Here is an 18,211-nt window from a genome sequence, read left to right as displayed (position 1 = left end):
TTGACTAATTAGATAATTAATTTGTATTTTTCAATTGCTTTTGAAGATTAATAATTTGCATTGCTATTTGAGCTGCTTTTAAGGGATCATTTTGCTGCTCAGCAATCTTTTGCTGCTCTTTCAGTGATTTGATATTAACAGAGTCATTCGATTCATGTTGAATAATCCGAATGTAATCATTAATTTCCTTATCACTTATTTCTTCTCTTATCGATGTCATAGCGATCTCTGCTACAAGCTGTTTCAATCGGTCATCATGAAGCCTTTCAATAAATAAGCTCATATCAGCCGAATGTCCTTCTTCATAATAAGCATATAAATAGGTGGCAATAATTTTATAGTCATCAACATTAAATCTTGCACCTAATTCATTTTGTACCCTCTCTGTAATATGAGAGTTCTGCAACATATATGCTATTAATTTTTTCTCTGCGTTATAAAAAGCTGGAAGAAGTTTCTTACTACGTTGTTTGAATGCTGTGTTATTAGTATATCTGTTCTTTCCCGGCTTATCCTCAAGCTTTTCTTGTTTATGCCTGTAGCCTTGCATTTCCGCTGATAAAGTTTCAATAGAAATCTGATGTGCTTCGCTCAATTCATTTAAATAATATTCCCTTTCAATAGGGCTCTCAATCATGGCAAGCTCTTTCAATATATTTTCTATATAGGATATGCGGTCCCCTTCCAAATTCAGATTATAATCTTTTTGGAGGTAGCGCATATAGAAACTCATATACGTGTCACTTGCTTTTATGACCTGATTCATAAAAGCCTCTGATCCATGCTTTTTAATAAAGCTGTCAGGATCCATATCTTCATCAAGGTTTGCTACTTTTATTGCACAGCCAACACTTCGTAATAAATTCGCAGCCTTATATGTTGCTGCTTGACCCGCTTTGTCACCATCGTAGCAAATAACGACCGTATCAACATAACGATTTAAAAGTTTTGCCTGAGGTTCGGTCAATGATGTTCCAAGTGTGGCCACTACGTTTTTCACCCCAGCTTGATATGCTGAAATGACATCCATATACCCTTCAAATAAAACAACTTCATTTTGCTTGCGAATATGTTTTTTGGCTAAGTCAAAATTATATAGTAGCTTGCCTTTTTGAAATAGCTCGCTCTCGGGACTGTTTAAATATTTCGGCTGCTCATCTGTTATCGAGCGCCCACCGAAAGCTACAGTTTTTCCAATATGATTTCGGATTGGAAAAATTACTCTTCCTCTGAATCGGTCCGTAACCCGATTGTTATCGAGCTCGGAAATAATGCCAGCTTTTACTAATAATTGTTGCTGAAATCCTTTTTTAGCAAGAAATTCCGCAATGAAGTCTTGTGCATTAGGTGCAAACCCTAACTGAAAGGCTTCAATTGTTTCGTCATCCATTCCTCTTTCCTTCAGATAGTGATACCCTTCTTTTCCATCCTTTGTAAAGCGTAAAAGGTGATGATAAAGCTTACGTAGCCAGTCATACGCCGATAAAACATTCTGGCTTTCTAAAGACATTGATGATTCCTTATTCATCCCACTATCTGGAAGCGTAATCCCACTTCTATCGGCGAGGAATTTCAAAGCCTCATAGAAGGAAAAACTCTCGATCTCCATCATGAAAGTTATAGCATTCCCACCTTTACTACATCCAAAACAATGAAAAATCTGTTTTTCCTGAGTTACCGTAAAAGATGGTGTTTTCTCTCCATGAAATGGACATAAACCGACGTAGTTTCTACCTTGCTTCTTTAATTGTACGTACTCGCCAACAACATCTAAAATGTCATTGGACTTTCTAATCTCTTCAATAACCTCTTCTGGTATTTGATTGGCCATATTAACCACCATACTATACTAATATTCGTGACGGATTAAAAAAATCCTTCATGTTTCGACATTTTTTTCTTCAAAACCGAAAAAAATTACCCTCTGTTACGATCGGTAAGTCTAAGAAGGTCATTTCCATCTACTCCATATTTAATTACTATTGTACCTCCTGCAGCTAAAATATAAACTAACGAATAACCAACTATTGAGATTTTAACAATAGTAGAGCTATCTTTAATAAAGTAATTCTACATAATCACCCTAAAATCCTTCTTGTTAATGAATGTTTTATTTTTCAGAATAACAGTAGAGGATAGCTTTTTTACGTATATGTTTACACAAAGATTTATTATAATACATTTTATAAAAGATATCTATTATAATGACTTATTTTCCTAAGAACAGAAAACATTCTGCTCGTGTATAGGAGCAGAACGTTTTGCATAATCCAATTCAATTATTTTTGAATCATACGCATGATAAGATTCGCAGTTTCTTCTACTGCTTTGTGGGAAACATCTATTACTGGACATTTAATCTTGTTAATTACCTTATCAAAATAATCAAGCTCTTGATGAATACGATCCATATTTGCATATGTCGCTTGATCACCTAATCCTAAAGCCTTTAACCTTTCTTTTCGAATGCCATTTAATTTGTCAGCAGTGATACGAAGTCCAATACATTTCGCTGGGTCAACTTCAAATAATTCTTCTGGAGGGTCAACCTCAGGCACAATCGGTACATTAGCCACCTTAATGCGTTTATGTGCTAAATACTGAGATAATGGTGTTTTGGATGTACGAGAGACACCAACTAAAATAATATCTGCACGAGCTATCCCCCGGGGATCTCTTCCATCATCATATTTTACAGCAAACTCAATTGCTTCTATCTTTTTAAAGTAGTCCTCATCAAGCTTATGTATCAGTCCTGCTTCCTGTCGGGGACTTTTATCAAATACACGCTCCATTGCTTCAAGTGTTGGTCCCATTATATCAATAGCTTCTACTTGCATTAACTTTGATCGTTCGTTCAAATAGTTTCTTAACTCAGGATCAACAAGTGTAAACCCAATCATTCCTCTTTTTTCTTTCGCGATTTGCAGGAATTCATCGATTGTTTCTTTATCCTCAACATATGGTACACGCTGTATTTTGTAATCCCCATTCGTAAACTGACTTAGACCTGCCTTTACCACTAATTCAGCAGTTTCCCCCACAGAGTCAGATAATACAAAAACAATTGGTTGAGTATTCATTACGACAACTCTCCTCCATCCCTTTTGAAGTTTTCTTACACATGGTCACCTATTGTTAACTCTACTAATGCTTTTGTCATTGTCGTCTTCGTCACTCTGCCCACGACCTCAAACCCAGCATCTATTTCTTTAACAACTGGCAATCCATCAATTTGTCTTGTTATCAATTTTTGAGCAGCATCAATTAGCAGGTCATCTTTTCGACATACTGCAATATTTGGCATCCTTGTCATAATTATATGTACAGGGACAGCACTTAAATTCTGTTGCCCAATACTTGCTCGCAACAAGTCTTTGCGGGATAGCACTCCTGTTAAACAGGAGTTATCATCTACAACAAATAATGTTCCGACATCTTCAAGAAACATTGTAGATATGGCGTCATATACAGACACACTATCCTTGACAACGACAGGTACTTGTAAAAATTCATGTACTTTGAATTTTTTTATTTTCTCTGTAAGTAATTCCGAACCAGTTTTCCCCGTATAAAAATAACCGACACGCGGGCGGGCGTCTAAGTAGCCGGCCATGGTTAGGATTGCTAAATCCGGTCTCAAGGTAGCTCGTGTCAAATTTAATCGATCTGCAATATGTTCTCCTGTAATTGGACCGTTACCTTTAACTATTTCAATGATTTGTTCCTGTCTTTTGGATAATTCCACCTTTTCACCACCCGAAAACAATATGTCATACTATTTCTTTATATTATATAGCAAAAAGGGAAAATACGTTATACTTTTGATTACGTCCAGCTACAGCGCTAAAGCTGTAGCGAGACTTCCCTCACCTCCGTACGATAAAGAAGACTTGCCGACTGGCTAAGACATGAGGCCTAGTCGCACTTATACCCTTGCGGTGAAAGTCAACATCGCCTCTTGGTAAAGGATGGCCGACTAAAACCAGACTGCGCCTAACGTCGGCATACCCCTAAAGGGGCATGTTTCCTTTATCTCCTCCGTAGGAATGTTCGACTCGTCGAACCACCCCAGAGTTCGGGGCGCAGTCCGTACGTCGCTAACCGGGCGCTTCCGCTCTTGTGCTTAAAAGTGCTGTTTCCATTGTATTAATCGTAGATCAGCATATTCTTTAATCAACATAGAAAGTACATTGATAAGCGAAAGACGATTCGTACGTATATCCTCTTCATCTGCCATTACCATATTATTGTCAAAGAATGTATGGATTGGAATAGCTAATTCCTCTAAGCATGCTAATGCCTTAACCGCATTTTTTTGCTTATTGTACGTATTGAATGTGTCGCGAACCACGTTATATTGCGAAAATAGTGCTACTTCAGATTCTGTTTGAAATAGTTCTGTACGTACAGTTGTACCCTCTGCTTTATCAGATAAATTAAGGGCTCGAACTAATGCCTCTTGGACATGCTTAAAGTTTTCATCATTACGCTTTTCAGATAAAAGTTTTGCCTTTGCAATTGTATAATCAAAGTTTCCTATTGCGCGATGTACAACCGCATTAATCACATCCTGCTCGACATTTAATTCTTTAAGCAAATAAGATGCGCGAAGTTGGAAAAATTCTTTAAGCTCTATCGCTACCTTTTCTTGGTTTTCCAGCTCAATATCTAATGTTTGATATAAAGAAGTAACAATCTCTAGCAGGGTTTCCAGTGAAATATCCCATTTTCTATCAGCTATGATACGTAATACACCTGTTGCTTGTCTGCGAAGTCCATACGGATCCTGGGAACCCGTTGGAACTAAACCTATAGAGATACATCCCACAATTGTATCCAGCTTATCGGCAATACTTACTATCGAACCAATTAATGTTTTAGGAAGCTCTCCATTTGCTTGCTTTGGTAAATAATGCTCGCGTATTGTTCCAGCAACAAGTGAATCCTCACCAAAATGAAGTGCGTATTTTTCGCCAATAGTTCCCTGTAGTTCAGTAAATTCATTAACCATATTTGTCATAAGATCAAATTTACTTATTGTTGCAGCTCTTACTACTTTTTCCTTTTGATCACCATCGAGTCCAATTAAATCTGTTATCTTTGTACTTATATGAACAACTCGCTCCACTTTATCATGAATCGTTCCTAATTCTTTCTGGAAAACAACACGTTCTAATTTTTTCTGATAAAAATCAATGGATTGTTTAAGGTCTTCTTCCAAGAAAAACTCTGCATCTGCTAATCGTGCACGGAGAACTTTTTCATTTCCTCGAATTACAGTCGCAAGTTCATGTACATCTCCATTTCGAACCCCAACAAAACGTGCTAATAATTGCCCGTCTGTAGCTGTTACAGGAAAATACCGTTGGTGTTCTTTCATAGAAGTAATGAGAACCTCTGATGGTAAATTTAGAAAACCTTCTTCAAATGCCCCTATGAATACTGTTGGATATTCAACAAGGTTCCTTACTTCATTTAGTAAATCAGCGTCAACCGGAATCAACAGATTATTGGCCTCTTCAAGTGTTTTAATACCTTCAATAATCATTTCCTCACGTTTTTTAGGATTTACAATTACATAATTGTCAAGCAAGGAAGACTCGTATTCAGAAGCTGTAGCTAAACGGATCTCTTTCCCTAAGAAACGATGACCATATGTTATATTGCTTGTTTGTACGCTAGTGATTTCAAACGGAATAACTTCGCTCCCGAATAATGCAACAAGCCAACGAATCGGACGGGCATAACGAAGTGTTTCTTTTGCCCAGCGCATATTTTTGCCAAATTGAATCGACTCTAGTATTGCTTTGAAATCAGGAAGCAATTCTTGAACAGGCTTCCCCTCGATATGCTTTTTCACAAAAATATAGGATATACCTTTAATCTCTTTCGTATAAATATCGTCAGGTGTTTTCCCTTGGCCTCTTGTAAAACCAATAGCTGCTTTTGTCCAATCGCCATTTTCATCTTTAGCGATTTTCTCAGCAGGCCCCTTAGCTTCTTCCTCAATTGTGGTTTGGAATTCTTCCATTTCGTGAATATAGACAGCTAAACGTCTCGGTGTTGCAAATGAAGTAATCGAGCCGAAAGGAATTCGAAGTCCTTTTAACCACGCTTCTGTTTTTGATAATAATTGCTGCTCTGCATCATCGATAAATCGTGCAGGTAGCTCTTCTAGTCCGATTTCAAATAATACATCTCTTGCCATTTAATTTTCCTCCTTTTCAAGCATTGGAAATCCTAACTTCTCACGTTCTGCAACATAGGTTTTGGCGATACTGCGGGCTAAGTTGCGGATTCGTGAGATGTAACCAGTCCGTTCGGTCACAGATATAACACCTTTGGCATCAAGTAAGTTAAAGGTATGCGAACATTTTAAAACATAATCATATGCAGGAAATACAAGTCCTTTATTCATCGTGCTCTCTGCTTCTTTCTCATACATAGAAAACAGCTGGAAGAGCATTTCAGTATCAGATTCTTCAAACGTATATTTGGAATGCTCGAACTCCGGCTGATAAAAGATATCACGCACCGTTACACCGTTATTCCATTCTAAATCAAACACATTTTCCTTATCTTGGATGTAGGAAGCAAGACGTTCAATTCCATAAGTTATTTCGACGGTTACTGGATTTGCTTCAAGTCCACCTATTTGCTGGAAATATGTGAATTGGGTTATTTCCATACCATCAAGCCATACTTCCCAACCGAGTCCAGCAGCACCTAATGTGGGATTTTCCCAATTATCCTCGACAAAGCGAATATCATGTTCAAGCGGATTAATTCCAAGCTTTACTAAAGAATCTAAGTAGAGTTGTTGAATATTAGCTGGAGATGGCTTCATAATCACTTGAAATTGATGATGCTGATACAAACGGTTTGGATTTTCACCATATCGTCCATCTGCAGGCCTTCTTGATGGCTCTACATAAGCAACATTCCATGGTTCTGGTCCAAGACTGCGTAATAATGTCATTGGTGACATCGTTCCTGCTCCTTTTTCCGTATCATACGCTTGCATCAAAATACAATTTTGATCTGACCAATGCTTTTGTAATGTTAAAATCATTTCTTGGATATTCATTAAAAATTACCTCCAGATTCATTAATCTTAAAACGTTAAAAAACCGTCCCTATGTCTACATGTTATAGACATAGGGACGGTTTTTACCGCGGTTCCACCCTATTTGCTCCATATAATTGCGTGTTCAAAAAAGGATGAATAGCAAGCCTGCAAGCTTCCACAAGTTGTGATGACTTCGATACTCGACACAGAACGTGTTGATAGTTTCGTCTTAGTCAAAGATCAACACCCTTATGTTGTGTCATTTTCATCTGCCTTTTTGAACAATCTGTATTAGAGCCACTTTATTTTCTTTGCTCAGGAGTTCCTTTCCCAGACATCTAGTTATCCAGCTCACACTATCCTGGACTCGCTTTAAATAGAATTGGAACTGGTACTTATCTCCATCTTCGCAAATCATTATTTAATATTGAAATATGTAAAAATCATACTTTATCCTTTTCATTCTGTCAATCGTTAGCTACATTAATTTGTCAAGCTGTGTTAGAAATTTCCTTGTTTTTAAATAAAATCCACCATATTGATCATAATATGCATTTAATAAATTTCGAAGAAGCTCCTTATTTTCTGGCTTGATGGAGATAGTTCCGATACGTTCTAAACCAACTGATGAAAACATAAAAAGTAATTTAGCGATCGTATCTGGAAGCCCGATTGCCTCCCCATCAATGTACCTGCAGCGGGTACAGAGCATTCCACCTTCAGCAATTGAAAATGCGAATGGCATTTGTCGATTGCCACAATTGGTACAACGGTCAACAGTAGGAGCAAATCCTCCTTTTTCGAATAACTTCAACTCATACATCATTAATGGTATCTCGGCCTCTTCATTTTCAGATATCCAAGTCATGGTTTGAACAAATTGATCAAACAGGTATGGATCTGGACTTTTTTCATCCAGTAATTTATCTGTAAGCTCTGTCATATAAGCTGCATAAGCGGTTTTAACAATATCCTCCCGAATTGGACGAAAGGAATTAACGATTTCTCCTTGCTGAATCGTGCTCAAGCCTTGATTCACATATACAAATAGTTGAGCGCGTATAAACGGCTGTATAACCGCAGCCATCCTACTTTTTGGCTTTTTAGCTCCTCTAGCAAGCGCTGTGAATTTTCCAATGTTTTTACTAAGGATTGTTACAAGCTTATGGGTTTCTCCATAATCCCTTGTTTTAATGATGATTCCATCTATTTTCTCTAGCACACAGCTTCACCCTTTTTCTTGTACAAAAAGAACCACAGATGCAGATTATTTCATCTCCTCCTATGAAGATGAAAGCTTCGGTTAAGATTATTGATTATTGCTTCTCATTGGTGGAATGGTTCTGTCAGCCTATTTACTCACACAACCATTCCTTCAGTTCAAACCTTCATGGTATTCGATAATGTTATATTTTTGCATCTAGTGTTACTTCTGTTTCAGTCTGTCCAAACTCTTGTTGCGATGTTGCATTTTCTATTTCCTTTAATAATAAATAGGTTTCAATGTTTCCTGTCTGACTAAATATTTTCCACGTTAGTTCGATCACAAGAAACCCCACCTTTCTTTAATGTTTAATAGGATTTTCAAAATGTCCGGTAAAAATGACACGTCAAATTTCATCGTTGGCTTGCCTTTCCGTTCCTCACGTATCAAGGGATTCAATGAACTTCTGTTAAAACCGTCCACGTCCTGTGGACAACACAGAAGTCACCACATCCTGGGGAAGTGCGGTACTCAAAGCTTCGCCGCCTCGAACTTCTCGGTCCTTTTTATCCTCCTTTTTGAAACACACTATAATGAAAATGTAACTTACTATTTAGAGTGGCACTTTAGCTGAAATTCATTAGTATTAAAAATTACCAAGTTTAAAGGTTGTTCAAAATGTCCGGTAAAAATGACACGTCAAGTGCTGAAAATCTGCAACGTCAGATGCATTATTAGTGTTGCTATGGAGATTGCAACCATAACAGACCTCAGTCCTTTTATCCTCTTTTCGAGCATTTATTTAGTACTCATCACTGCGATAGCCATATTCAAGCAGTTGACTTTGTCTATTCCGCCAATCTTTCTTAACCTTAACCCAAAGCTCTAAGTATACTTTAGAGCCCAGTAAAGCTTCAATATCTTTCCTGGCATTTTTCCCAATATTTTTAAGCATACTTCCTTGCTTACCAATTAAAATACCCTTTTGTGTGCTTCTTTCTGTAATAATTGTTGCTTGAACGAGCAGCTTCTCTTGCTCTCTTTTTTCGATATTTTCAATTGCAACTGCAATCGAATGAGGTACCTCTTCTTTTGTTAAATGCAATACTTTTTCCCGAATTAGTTCAGCAATAATAAAGCGTTCCGGATGGTCGGTTACTTGATCTTCTGGATAGTATTGAGGACCTTCAGGTATGTGACTTTTCAGAACATCGACTAAATGATTTACATTGTTTCCTTCCAAGGCAGAAATTGGAATAATTTCTTCAAATTTACACTTATCTTTATACTGATCAATCAAGGCCAGTAATTCATCAGGATGAACCAAATCTATCTTATTAATGATTAAGAAGATTGGGCTATTTACTTTTTGCAAACGATCTAGAATATACTGATCACCTTTTCCATAACCTTCCTTTGCATTAATCATAAACAAAACAGCATCCACTTCATTAAGTGTACTTTCTGCTACGTTTACCATAAAATCGCCCAGTCGATGCTTCGGTTTATGAATCCCCGGGGTATCGATAAATATAAGCTGTGCATCCTCTGTTGTAAGCACACCTTGGATTTTATTTCTGGTTGTCTGTGCCTTATCACTCATAATAGCAATCTTTTGCCCTATAACACGATTCATAAATGTTGACTTACCAACATTGGGTCTTCCAATTATTGTAATAAATCCTGATTTAAACTGATGATTTGTTTCCATGCTGTGTCCTCCGCGACGATTTCTTTGATATGTGATTCTTTACATTATAATACTACAAATAATGCAAGCTTTCATTCAATCGACAAAAGCTTTAAAAAGATTATCTTTTCACCTAAAGTACCACAATAAATTCCAAATGCAAAGATTAACATAAAAATATGTAAACTTAACCTTCTCTTACCCGTATTATATGAAAGTAAAACACGCCAAAAAGAAGAGGCTGGGGCAAAAGTATTTTAACATAGGAAAAATACGAACAACCAACTCTAGAAATACACTTCACACATTTAGAGGTAACTGGTGAGCTCCCTGTGCTATCGCACTTCGGTGTCTCACCTATCACCTTCTCTCCCGCAGAAGTCTATGTCACTAAGTTTGTGCACGGTTCGCCTTTAAAGTTAAACACTTTCGTTATATCCCGGCCTCTTCTAGAAAAAATTATACAATTTTGGCAAAAATATAAGCAATCCAATAACCGCAGCAATAATAGCGGCAATTAATACAGCACCAGCAGCAACATCTTTTATTATTTTAGCTGCAGGATGTATCTCCGGTCTTAAGTAATCAATAAGCTTCTCAATAGCGGTATTCGTTACCTCTGCCATAAGTACCAGTCCAATGGTTAGAACAATAATAGCCCACTCTACCATTGTTAGCTTAAATAGAAACCCGGCAGTTATTGTCAATAACGTTGCTAACAAATGTATTCTAAAATTACGTTCTGTTTGCGCGATCTCCTTGATCCCGTTCCAGGCATAACTAAATCCAATTTTACGTTTCTTATCTTTCAATTCCGAACGCACCTAGTATTTCTTCTTGTCTTTTAAACATTTTCGCTTCATCTGATTTATTCATATGGTCATATCCCAACAAGTGCAAGAAACCGTGTAGCGTCAAAAATGCAAGTTCTCTTTCATAGGAATGCTCATATTCGGTTGCTTGCTCCTTCGCCTTATCTACGGAAATAACTATATCTCCAAGTGCTAACGGCATATCCTCACCAACTATTTCAATCTCCCCTTCAACCGATTCCTGCATCGCAAAAGAAATAACATCGGTAGGTGCATCTTTCCCGCGATAATTACGGTTAAGCGCTTGGATCTCTTTATTATCAACGAAATTAACGGACATTTCCGCTTCTTTAGATATACCCTCTTTGTCAGCTGCGAATTGAAGTAAACGTTCTAATAAATCAACATAGTCACTTGTCACAGTATTTGTTTCATCATGAAAATCAATGTACATTATTTTGCCTCCTTCGATGGATATTGAATTCTGGAATGAAATATTCCTTTTAACGATTCAATAATGGTTCGGTGAATAACATGTAGCTCCTTTAATGTTAAAGGACTTTCATCTAATTGTCCATCAGCGAGTCGACTCTTTACGATGGAGGCTACGATATCTTCAATTTTTTCGGTTGTAGGCTCTTCTAAGGATCGGACTGCTGCTTCAACCGAGTCACAAATACAAATAATAGCTGCTTCTTTTGTTTGCGGCTTAGGTCCCGGATACCTAAAAACGGATTCTTCCACATCCGGATTCTTTTCCTTCTCCTTATAATAGAAGAATTTCAATAAGGATGTGCCATGGTGTTGTTTGGCAATATCAATAATTTCTTTAGGCATTTTATGCTTATTTAACAATTCAGCTCCGTCATATGGGTGTCGTATAATAATCTCGGCACTTTTTTTCGGATCGATAAAATCATGGGGATTCCGAACAGATAATTGATTCTCTATAAAATAATGTGGTCGGGCCGTTTTACCTAAGTCATGATAATAGGCACCAACTCTAGCCAGCAATCCGTTTGCACCAATCGCTTCACAAGCTGTTTCGCTTATGTTTGCAACCATAACTGAATGATGGTAAGTTCCAGGTGATTCTGTTAATAATTTTTTCAAAAGTGGTTGATTTGGATTAGAAAGCTGTAATAATTTTATATCTGAAAGAATTCCAAGTATCGTTTCGAAAAATGGAAGTAAACCAATAGCTAATACTGTTGCTAGAATTGCTGACGTTAGTCCGAAGCTTGTATGTACAAAAAGGTCAAACCAGGAATATTTTTCAAAGGAAAGAAATAAAAATAGTAATACAGTAACAATATTGACAAGAGCTACACCAAGCCCAGTCTTTAAAATGGTTAGTCTATCCTTCACATTCATTAAAAAGATAATCCCAGCTAATTGACTGACAAGGAAGTAAATCCCAGCTTCCACATTTAAAGAACCTGCTATTTGCCCATTAAATATAACACTTCCTAAAATAGCATAAAGTATAGACATCACAATAGCTAATCTTTCATTGATTAACATTTTAATTAGTATAACCCCCGTGGCAATTGGGGTAACGAAAAAAAGCTGGTTGGACTGTGTTGTATAAACACTAATTATCTTCATTAAAGAAACGACAATCATGCTAATAAAAAAGATTGCAAGCATTTTTTCCAAGCTCCATTTATTTTGCTTGGATAGGTGATGCATCTCTATAGTTATAAAGCTGCAAATCATGATAATAAGCAAAGCAAGCCCGATTACTGGATAAATATTACTCTGCTCGTCCAGCAATCCAACAAGATCCAGCTTTTCATAAATTTCATTCGTTATCGTTTGTCCTTCTCTAACAATTACCTCACCAGCACGAATCATAGCTGGATCAACACTGCTTGCAGCCTCTTTTCTTGCCTCTGAGGTTTTTTCCACATCAAAAAAAGAATTTTCAACCACAGCAAAATTTGTGAGCTCCATTAATGGTTCCTTCAACGTTTCTTCTATATCCGCATATTCAATATACTGATTGACATTTGCCTTTGCAGTTTCCAAATTCTCTGTACGTACACCATTGTTTAATGTTTCCTCAAGTGCTTCTGCCAGTATCTCTTTTCCCGCATCCAATTCGTCTTCACTGAATTGTAGAAGGTGGATCAATGTACCGTCTTTTACAGAGTTGCTTATTTCATCAGATAAAATTTGCTTTAATTGGATTACTTTTTCTTGATCTGTAAGAGGTGCAGGTGTTTCCTCTTCATCACGCCTACCTTCACTTTCTTCTTCTAGTTTGAAAATACCGTCAAATATTTCCTCCACAAAACTTACTTGCTCCATCGTAACTTCATTGGATATGCTATATCTATCTTGCACAGATTGAACGGTCTCCCTTGTTTTCCGTTCCGTTTCTTGTTCATTCTCAATTGTGATAGGAGAACGAATCGTTTCACTTGCATTACTGAATCGTTCAATATCGTAGATTTCTGTTTGAACATTATTTAGCGTTATAAAAAAGAAAAAGACACCTAATAAAACTACTGGTAATAATATGAATAGCCAATTATGTTTTTTCCCTAACGACTCGAGCTTTTTACTTATTCGCTCTTTCATTCGTATCACCCCAATTTATCACGCATCAACGTACTGTATCCCCGCTCTATTTTTAGAAACCAAATATGTAAAGGGCGGGGGAAACAGTCCCGTGAATTCCTTATTCTGTTTAATGGTCTTTAGCTCATTCCCTTGTATTTCTAACAAGCAATGGGGAGGAAAGTGAAACGCTACTTTACGGGGTTTCACTTTATCAAGCATCTATACAGAAATAAGACCCGTATAGCCTAGGGTCTTTCCTGTTTTATTCTATTTCTAGTTTTCAGTTTCATATGCTGCAATGATACGTTGAACTAGTGGATGCCTTACAACATCCGTTTGATTCAAATGTATCAATGAGATTCCCTCTATAGAAGCTAATAGCTGCTGTGCAATATGCAAACCCGATTTAACCCCTTTAGGCAAATCAATTTGGGTAATATCACCAGTGATAACCATTTTTGAGCCAAAGCCCAATCTGGTTAAAAACATCTTCATTTGGGCTGGTGTTGTATTTTGCGCTTCATCTAAAATAACGAATGCATCATCCAGCGTCCGTCCACGCATGTAAGCAAGTGGCGCAATTTCAATTGTCTCTCTCTCGATCAAACGCTGTGTATGTTCCGCCCCTAACACATCATGAAGTGCATCATATAGAGGACGTAAATAAGGATCTACTTTTTCCTTTAAGTCCCCAGGTAAAAATCCGAGGCTCTCACCAGCTTCTACAGCTGGGCGCGTTAGAATAATTCGTTTAACAAGTCCATTTTTTAATGCATGCACTGCCATTACTACAGCGAGATATGTTTTACCGGTTCCGGCTGGACCGATTCCAAAGACAAGGTCATTCGCCTTAATCGCAGCGATATAGTTTTTTTGACCAAGCGTTTTTACACGAATTGATTTGCCTTTTACATTTTTCGTAATTTCGTCTTCGAAAAGCGCTTCTAGTTGTTTAATTTCACCTTTTTTTGCTAAGTCAACAGCGTAAACGACATCTCGTTCAGAAATGGTTTGCCCTTTTCTAATAACCGATAAAAGAGTGAGAAGAATTTCTTGGACAAGCGCAATCGCTTCCTCCGAACCAGAAACTCGAACAGCTTCTCCACGAGATACGATGGACACGTTTAAAAGATTTTCTAGCTGCTTCAGATGCTTATCGTTTATGCCGAATAATGCGAGCGCTTCATTCGTACCTGTTAAATGCAATTCAATTTCAATTAAGTTACCTGGCATAATCAGTCTCCTTGATTTAATGGTTCTACTCTTACAATATTTTCTTCAACTGAAACAAATAGGGTTAAGTTTACTTTACCATGCTCGATACTTTCATGCAAAACTTTTTCAGACAATATTGTTGCCTCAGCACCTAGTTCATTTTGTAGTTGAATAATAGCTTGATCAATTCCTGCTTCAATAGCTTCTTCTTTTGTTCGGCTCACTTTATTATACGTCTTCTCACTTAAAATGGTTTCAACAATTTCTATCGGGAGCTCCCATTTAAAAAAACGTAGGTTATTACCATTTGATTCTCGATGAATTTCTTTATAATCAGGCTCTCCAAATCCCCAAATTGGCAACTGAAATTCTCCTGTTTTAAGATAATATTTCTTTTTTTGGTTTCCTGTTATCTCTTCATAATTAAATTCAAGCGGTACCGTAACGGAAACCTCATACCAGGTATTTGCTGTAATTTCAGCTTCAGCAGCCACTAGCTCTTTAGCTTGTTCCTGTCGTTCTTCCGATTCATTTTCTTCGTCTTCTACCACTTGTCCTTTCAATATTCCAGAAACCAAGAGATCACCAGGTTCCACATAATCATTCACTTGTACATGAGAGGTCCCTTTTGATACATATAAATTTGTAATAACGCCTTTTTTCGCAGCAACTAAATTTCGGGGTTGTTTTGGATCCGCTTCTTCAACGACAACCTTTTCTACTCCCTCTAAATAGAAGGTTGTCCCTTTTTGATCCACGCCAGCCCAAAGAAGTTCAGGCACATCCTTCATTAGTTTTTGTTGAATCGCTGTTGGAGGATCCAGGGAGAAAAGCCAAGCCCCTGGATGAATTCCGTAACTAACTAACTGCTTGTCTATCTTTTCTTCAATATCTTTTGGAACACCACTAATTTTAACTTCCCAAATAATATTCGATAAAAAAAAGAAGAGAAGTACACTGAAAAATAACCCAAGTACCAATGGCTTCTTTTTTAAAAATCGTCTAATTAAAAATGGATAACCGTTCTTACCAGTAAACGTAATTTTATAAATTGTTTTCCTTCTGATATGTTTCATTTGTTTGATATCGGAGAGCTTTATATTACCTTCACATAAATCGGTGTCTCTTTTTTTTACATCCCAAACTGAAATTCCAGCATTCGCACATTTTTGAAAAAACATCTCAGGAGCTGTACCTTTTACTAGAATTGTTACATAGCCAGTTACTGCTTTACTATTTAAATGCTTCAATTGTATCCTCCTCTTGTTCAAGGCTTTAGTTTCCTAAGAATTTCACTTCAGAAATAGTTCCTTCGAGTAAAATTTCTTTAGGAAGCATCATTTTTAGCACAAAGGAAGTACCCCTAATTTGAACATAGCCATTATTGGTTTTTAACTTTAGTTCATTTTCGGAATATACATCCAAGCCTTGATGGTTTTCAATGTATATGTGTATGTTTCCAATTACCGTAATTCTAGGCATTTCAAGGATTATATCAGAAGGAAGAGAGAATTGTTCTGTTAACAAGGTGCGTAATCTTTGTTGCCATTTAGCCAATGATGATCCCCCCTCACATACATATGTATGAAGGTGCTTAATACATAAGAACAAAATGCTTGAGAAAAAAGTGGGTTTTATGTGGTCTGATGATTTATATAAAATATAAACTTCACACTAATGTGCATTGAGGAATTGTGGATTTATCCGCTGTGGAAACACTACGCCAGAATGGGCTCACTGATTTTCACTAACATAGTTGATTGAAACAGAAACAGTACTTTTCACTAACTAGTCCGGATGAGGCTTCAGACACCTGTCCACGGAAAGCATTCGCCCGTAGCAATCTCGGAGGGGTATTATTGCACATATTTGTAAGTTTCGTCGCAGTTTCCTTGCAAATGAGATAAAATCATAAAAAACCACTGCTATATAAGCAATTAAGCTTATGTAGCAGTGGTTAAGATTCAACTTATTTGATTCGATCGTCTAAAACATTTTTATATGACTTTTTAGCTCTCGGTGGTCCTAGTATTTCAGACATGATAATGCCATTAACTAATCCTTTTGCACCAAGATTGCCAACTACTTGTTTCTTCAGTCTTTCTTGTTTTTTACTTGTTTCCTTCTCAGGCTCAAGTAAAATACTTCCACTATCCGCCTGTGACTTCAAATCCTCAATTTTTGAATTTGAAATAGTGCTATACTTACTAGCCAGCTTCTCCATTTGCTGCTTTTGCTGCTCTGCAATTGAGGCAGTTGAAACCGTATCTCGTGATCTTTCTTCACGATATACTCTTTGCTCTGCTACAGGCTGCGGCTTGCGTTCTGGAGTTCGAGTTCCTTCTGACACTGTTCTTCCCGGCCTTTGTGGAGGTGCTTTTTTCTTCTCTTTTTCTTGTTGTTTCTGCTTCTCATTCGAGTTGTTAAAAAAGCCGATAATCCCTGAAATAATAATGATAATTATGAAGAGGTTATCGAAAATCCAGCCCATCAGACCCCTCCTTCAATTTCATGATCCAGCTCCAGTGCCCAGCGACTAGCCTTCGTAGGAATGTTCGACTCGTCGAACCACTCCAAAGTTCGGGGCGCAGTCCGTACGTCGCTAACCGGGCACTTCCGCTTTTATTGATGAACATTATTTTTGATCATCTTCACTGCTATCTTTAGTTAAATTACCAATTGTATCACGCATACCAGTATCAGCATCAATGTTTTTATAATTCATATAATCCATAACACCCATTTTTCCTGTGCGTAATGCTTCGGCAAGTGCTTTTGGAACCTCTGCTTCAGCTTCCACAACATGCGCACGCATCTCTTGAACTCTTGCAACCATTTCTTGCTCTTGAGCAACCGCCATTGCACGGCGTTCTTCGGCTTTTGCCTGTGCGATATTTTTATCAGCTTCAGCTTGGTCTGTCTGTAGGATAGCTCCAATGTTTTTACCGATATCCACGTCGGCAATATCAATCGACAGAATTTCAAAAGCTGTTCCTGAATCAAGGCCTTTACTTAATACTGTCTGTGAAATCGAATCTGGATTTTCTAATACTTTTGCATGTGTGTCTGAACTACCAATTGTACTTACAACACCTTCACCAACACGAGCGATAACTGTTTCTTCCCCGGCTCCTCCGACAAGTCGATCAATGTTTGCACGTACAGTAATTCTAGCAAGTGCTTTTACTTCGATACCATCCATCGCGATACCAGCAATAAATGGAGTTTCAATTACCTTCGGATTTACACTCATTTGAACAGCTTCTAATACGTCACGCCCTGCTAAGTCGATAGCAGCCCCGCGTTCAAATGGAAGCTCAATATTTGCACGATGCGCAGCTATTAAAGCATTTACTACTCTATCTACGTTACCACCCGCTAGGTAGTGACTTTCCAATTGGTTTGTTTTGACGTTTAAACCTGCTTTATGTGCTTTGATTAAAGGATTAATTACACGGTTTGGAACAACTCGACGTAATCGCATTCCAATTAGTGTAAAAATACTAACCTTTACTCCAGCAGCTAAAGCACTAATCCATAGCGCCACTGGTACAAACGTGAATAAAATTGCAACTGCAATTAAGATTACCGCAATAATAATAAGCGGCATTAATTCTGTTAATGACATTAAAAATTCCTCCTTATGATTT

At 37.4% G+C, this 18,211-nt stretch carries 16 protein-coding genes; all 16 read right to left on the bottom strand.

The window, feature by feature from the left end; all coding sequences use genetic code 11:
- Positions 1 to 16 precede the first annotated feature (16 nt).
- The 16 genes from dnaG to floA all read right to left on the bottom strand — a co-directional run bounded on the left by dnaG (position 17) and on the right by floA (position 18,189).
- Positions 17 to 1,831, bottom strand: coding sequence for a DNA primase (gene dnaG, locus MHH64_RS13320; protein ID WP_340001892.1), 1,815 nt, complete (start codon positions 1,829 to 1,831; stop codon positions 17 to 19).
- A gap of 448 nt (positions 1,832 to 2,279) precedes the next feature.
- Entirely contained in the window at positions 2,280 to 3,083 is an 804-nt protein-coding gene (locus MHH64_RS13315; protein WP_095307030.1) for a pyruvate, water dikinase regulatory protein, read from the bottom strand.
- A gap of 35 nt (positions 3,084 to 3,118) precedes the next feature.
- Positions 3,119 to 3,748: a helix-turn-helix transcriptional regulator gene (locus MHH64_RS13310; protein ID WP_340001891.1), complete on the bottom strand. Its 630-nt coding sequence runs from the start codon at positions 3,746 to 3,748 to the stop codon at positions 3,119 to 3,121.
- Between the two features lie 378 nt (positions 3,749 to 4,126).
- The gene (gene glyS / locus MHH64_RS13305; RefSeq protein ID WP_340001890.1) at positions 4,127 to 6,211 is read right to left on the bottom strand and encodes a glycine--tRNA ligase subunit beta; all 2,085 of its coding nucleotides are present in this window, start codon (positions 6,209 to 6,211) and stop codon (positions 4,127 to 4,129) included.
- Entirely contained in the window at positions 6,212 to 7,090 is an 879-nt protein-coding gene (gene glyQ / locus MHH64_RS13300; RefSeq protein WP_095307033.1) for a glycine--tRNA ligase subunit alpha, read from the bottom strand.
- Between the two features lie 460 nt (positions 7,091 to 7,550).
- Entirely contained in the window at positions 7,551 to 8,294 is a 744-nt protein-coding gene (gene recO, locus MHH64_RS13295) for a DNA repair protein RecO (RefSeq protein ID WP_095307034.1), read from the bottom strand.
- A gap of 184 nt (positions 8,295 to 8,478) precedes the next feature.
- A complete protein-coding gene (locus tag MHH64_RS13290; protein ID WP_095307036.1) occupies positions 8,479 to 8,619 on the bottom strand; it encodes a YqzL family protein in 141 nt (46 codons plus the stop codon).
- Between the two features lie 459 nt (positions 8,620 to 9,078).
- Complete coding sequence (era, locus tag MHH64_RS13285; RefSeq protein WP_095307037.1) at positions 9,079 to 9,987, bottom strand: GTPase Era; 909 nt, start codon at positions 9,985 to 9,987, stop codon at positions 9,079 to 9,081.
- A 428-nt stretch (positions 9,988 to 10,415) separates the two neighbouring features.
- Entirely contained in the window at positions 10,416 to 10,778 is a 363-nt protein-coding gene (locus tag MHH64_RS13280; protein WP_340001889.1) for a diacylglycerol kinase family protein, read from the bottom strand.
- Positions 10,768 to 11,232 carry an rRNA maturation RNase YbeY gene (gene ybeY, locus MHH64_RS13275; RefSeq protein ID WP_095307039.1) on the bottom strand — a complete coding sequence of 155 codons (465 nt, stop codon included), beginning with the start codon at positions 11,230 to 11,232 and terminating at the stop codon, positions 10,768 to 10,770. The genes MHH64_RS13280 and ybeY overlap by 11 nt, the downstream gene beginning before the upstream one ends.
- Positions 11,232 to 13,364, bottom strand: coding sequence for an HD family phosphohydrolase (locus MHH64_RS13270; protein WP_095307040.1), 2,133 nt, complete (start codon positions 13,362 to 13,364; stop codon positions 11,232 to 11,234). The genes ybeY and MHH64_RS13270 overlap by 1 nt, the downstream gene beginning before the upstream one ends.
- A gap of 255 nt (positions 13,365 to 13,619) precedes the next feature.
- Positions 13,620 to 14,579 carry a PhoH family protein gene (locus MHH64_RS13265; protein WP_095307041.1) on the bottom strand — a complete coding sequence of 320 codons (960 nt, stop codon included), beginning with the start codon at positions 14,577 to 14,579 and terminating at the stop codon, positions 13,620 to 13,622.
- Between the two features lie 2 nt (positions 14,580 to 14,581).
- Complete coding sequence (gene yqfD / locus MHH64_RS13260; protein WP_118889126.1) at positions 14,582 to 15,811, bottom strand: sporulation protein YqfD; 1,230 nt, start codon at positions 15,809 to 15,811, stop codon at positions 14,582 to 14,584.
- 25 nt (positions 15,812 to 15,836) lie between these two features.
- A complete protein-coding gene (yqfC, locus tag MHH64_RS13255; protein WP_340001888.1) occupies positions 15,837 to 16,118 on the bottom strand; it encodes a sporulation protein YqfC in 282 nt (93 codons plus the stop codon).
- A gap of 412 nt (positions 16,119 to 16,530) precedes the next feature.
- Complete coding sequence (locus MHH64_RS13250) at positions 16,531 to 17,052, bottom strand: hypothetical protein (RefSeq protein ID WP_095307045.1); 522 nt, start codon at positions 17,050 to 17,052, stop codon at positions 16,531 to 16,533.
- A gap of 144 nt (positions 17,053 to 17,196) precedes the next feature.
- Positions 17,197 to 18,189, bottom strand: coding sequence for a flotillin-like protein FloA (gene floA, locus MHH64_RS13245; RefSeq protein ID WP_340001887.1), 993 nt, complete (start codon positions 18,187 to 18,189; stop codon positions 17,197 to 17,199).
- Positions 18,190 to 18,211 lie beyond the last annotated feature (22 nt).

It is taken from the genome of Oceanobacillus sp. FSL K6-0127 (assembly GCF_037983385.1).
Classification (GTDB): Bacteria; Bacillota; Bacilli; order Bacillales; family Amphibacillaceae; genus Oceanobacillus; species Oceanobacillus profundus.
This window is presented reverse-complemented; position numbering and strand designations above follow the sequence as displayed.

What these genes read in the sequence shown, in the direction of transcription:
- dnaG (WP_340001892.1), bottom strand. Translation starts at nt 1,831, where the DNA reads ATGGCCAATCAAATACCAGAAGAGGTTATTGAAGAGATTAGAAAGTCC.
- MHH64_RS13315 (WP_095307030.1), bottom strand. Translation starts at nt 3,083, where the DNA reads ATGAATACTCAACCAATTGTTTTTGTATTATCTGACTCTGTGGGGGAA.
- glyS (WP_340001890.1), bottom strand. Translation starts at nt 6,211, where the DNA reads ATGGCAAGAGATGTATTATTTGAAATCGGACTAGAAGAGCTACCTGCA.
- glyQ (WP_095307033.1), bottom strand. Translation starts at nt 7,090, where the DNA reads ATGAATATCCAAGAAATGATTTTAACATTACAAAAGCATTGGTCAGAT.
- era (WP_095307037.1), bottom strand. Translation starts at nt 9,987, where the DNA reads ATGGAAACAAATCATCAGTTTAAATCAGGATTTATTACAATAATTGGA.
- ybeY (WP_095307039.1), bottom strand. Translation starts at nt 11,232, where the DNA reads ATGTACATTGATTTTCATGATGAAACAAATACTGTGACAAGTGACTAT.
- MHH64_RS13270 (WP_095307040.1), bottom strand. Translation starts at nt 13,364, where the DNA reads ATGAAAGAGCGAATAAGTAAAAAGCTCGAGTCGTTAGGGAAAAAACAT.
- MHH64_RS13265 (WP_095307041.1), bottom strand. Translation starts at nt 14,579, where the DNA reads ATGCCAGGTAACTTAATTGAAATTGAATTGCATTTAACAGGTACGAAT.
- MHH64_RS13250 (WP_095307045.1), bottom strand. Translation starts at nt 17,052, where the DNA reads ATGGGCTGGATTTTCGATAACCTCTTCATAATTATCATTATTATTTCA.
- floA (WP_340001887.1), bottom strand. Translation starts at nt 18,189, where the DNA reads ATGTCATTAACAGAATTAATGCCGCTTATTATTATTGCGGTAATCTTA.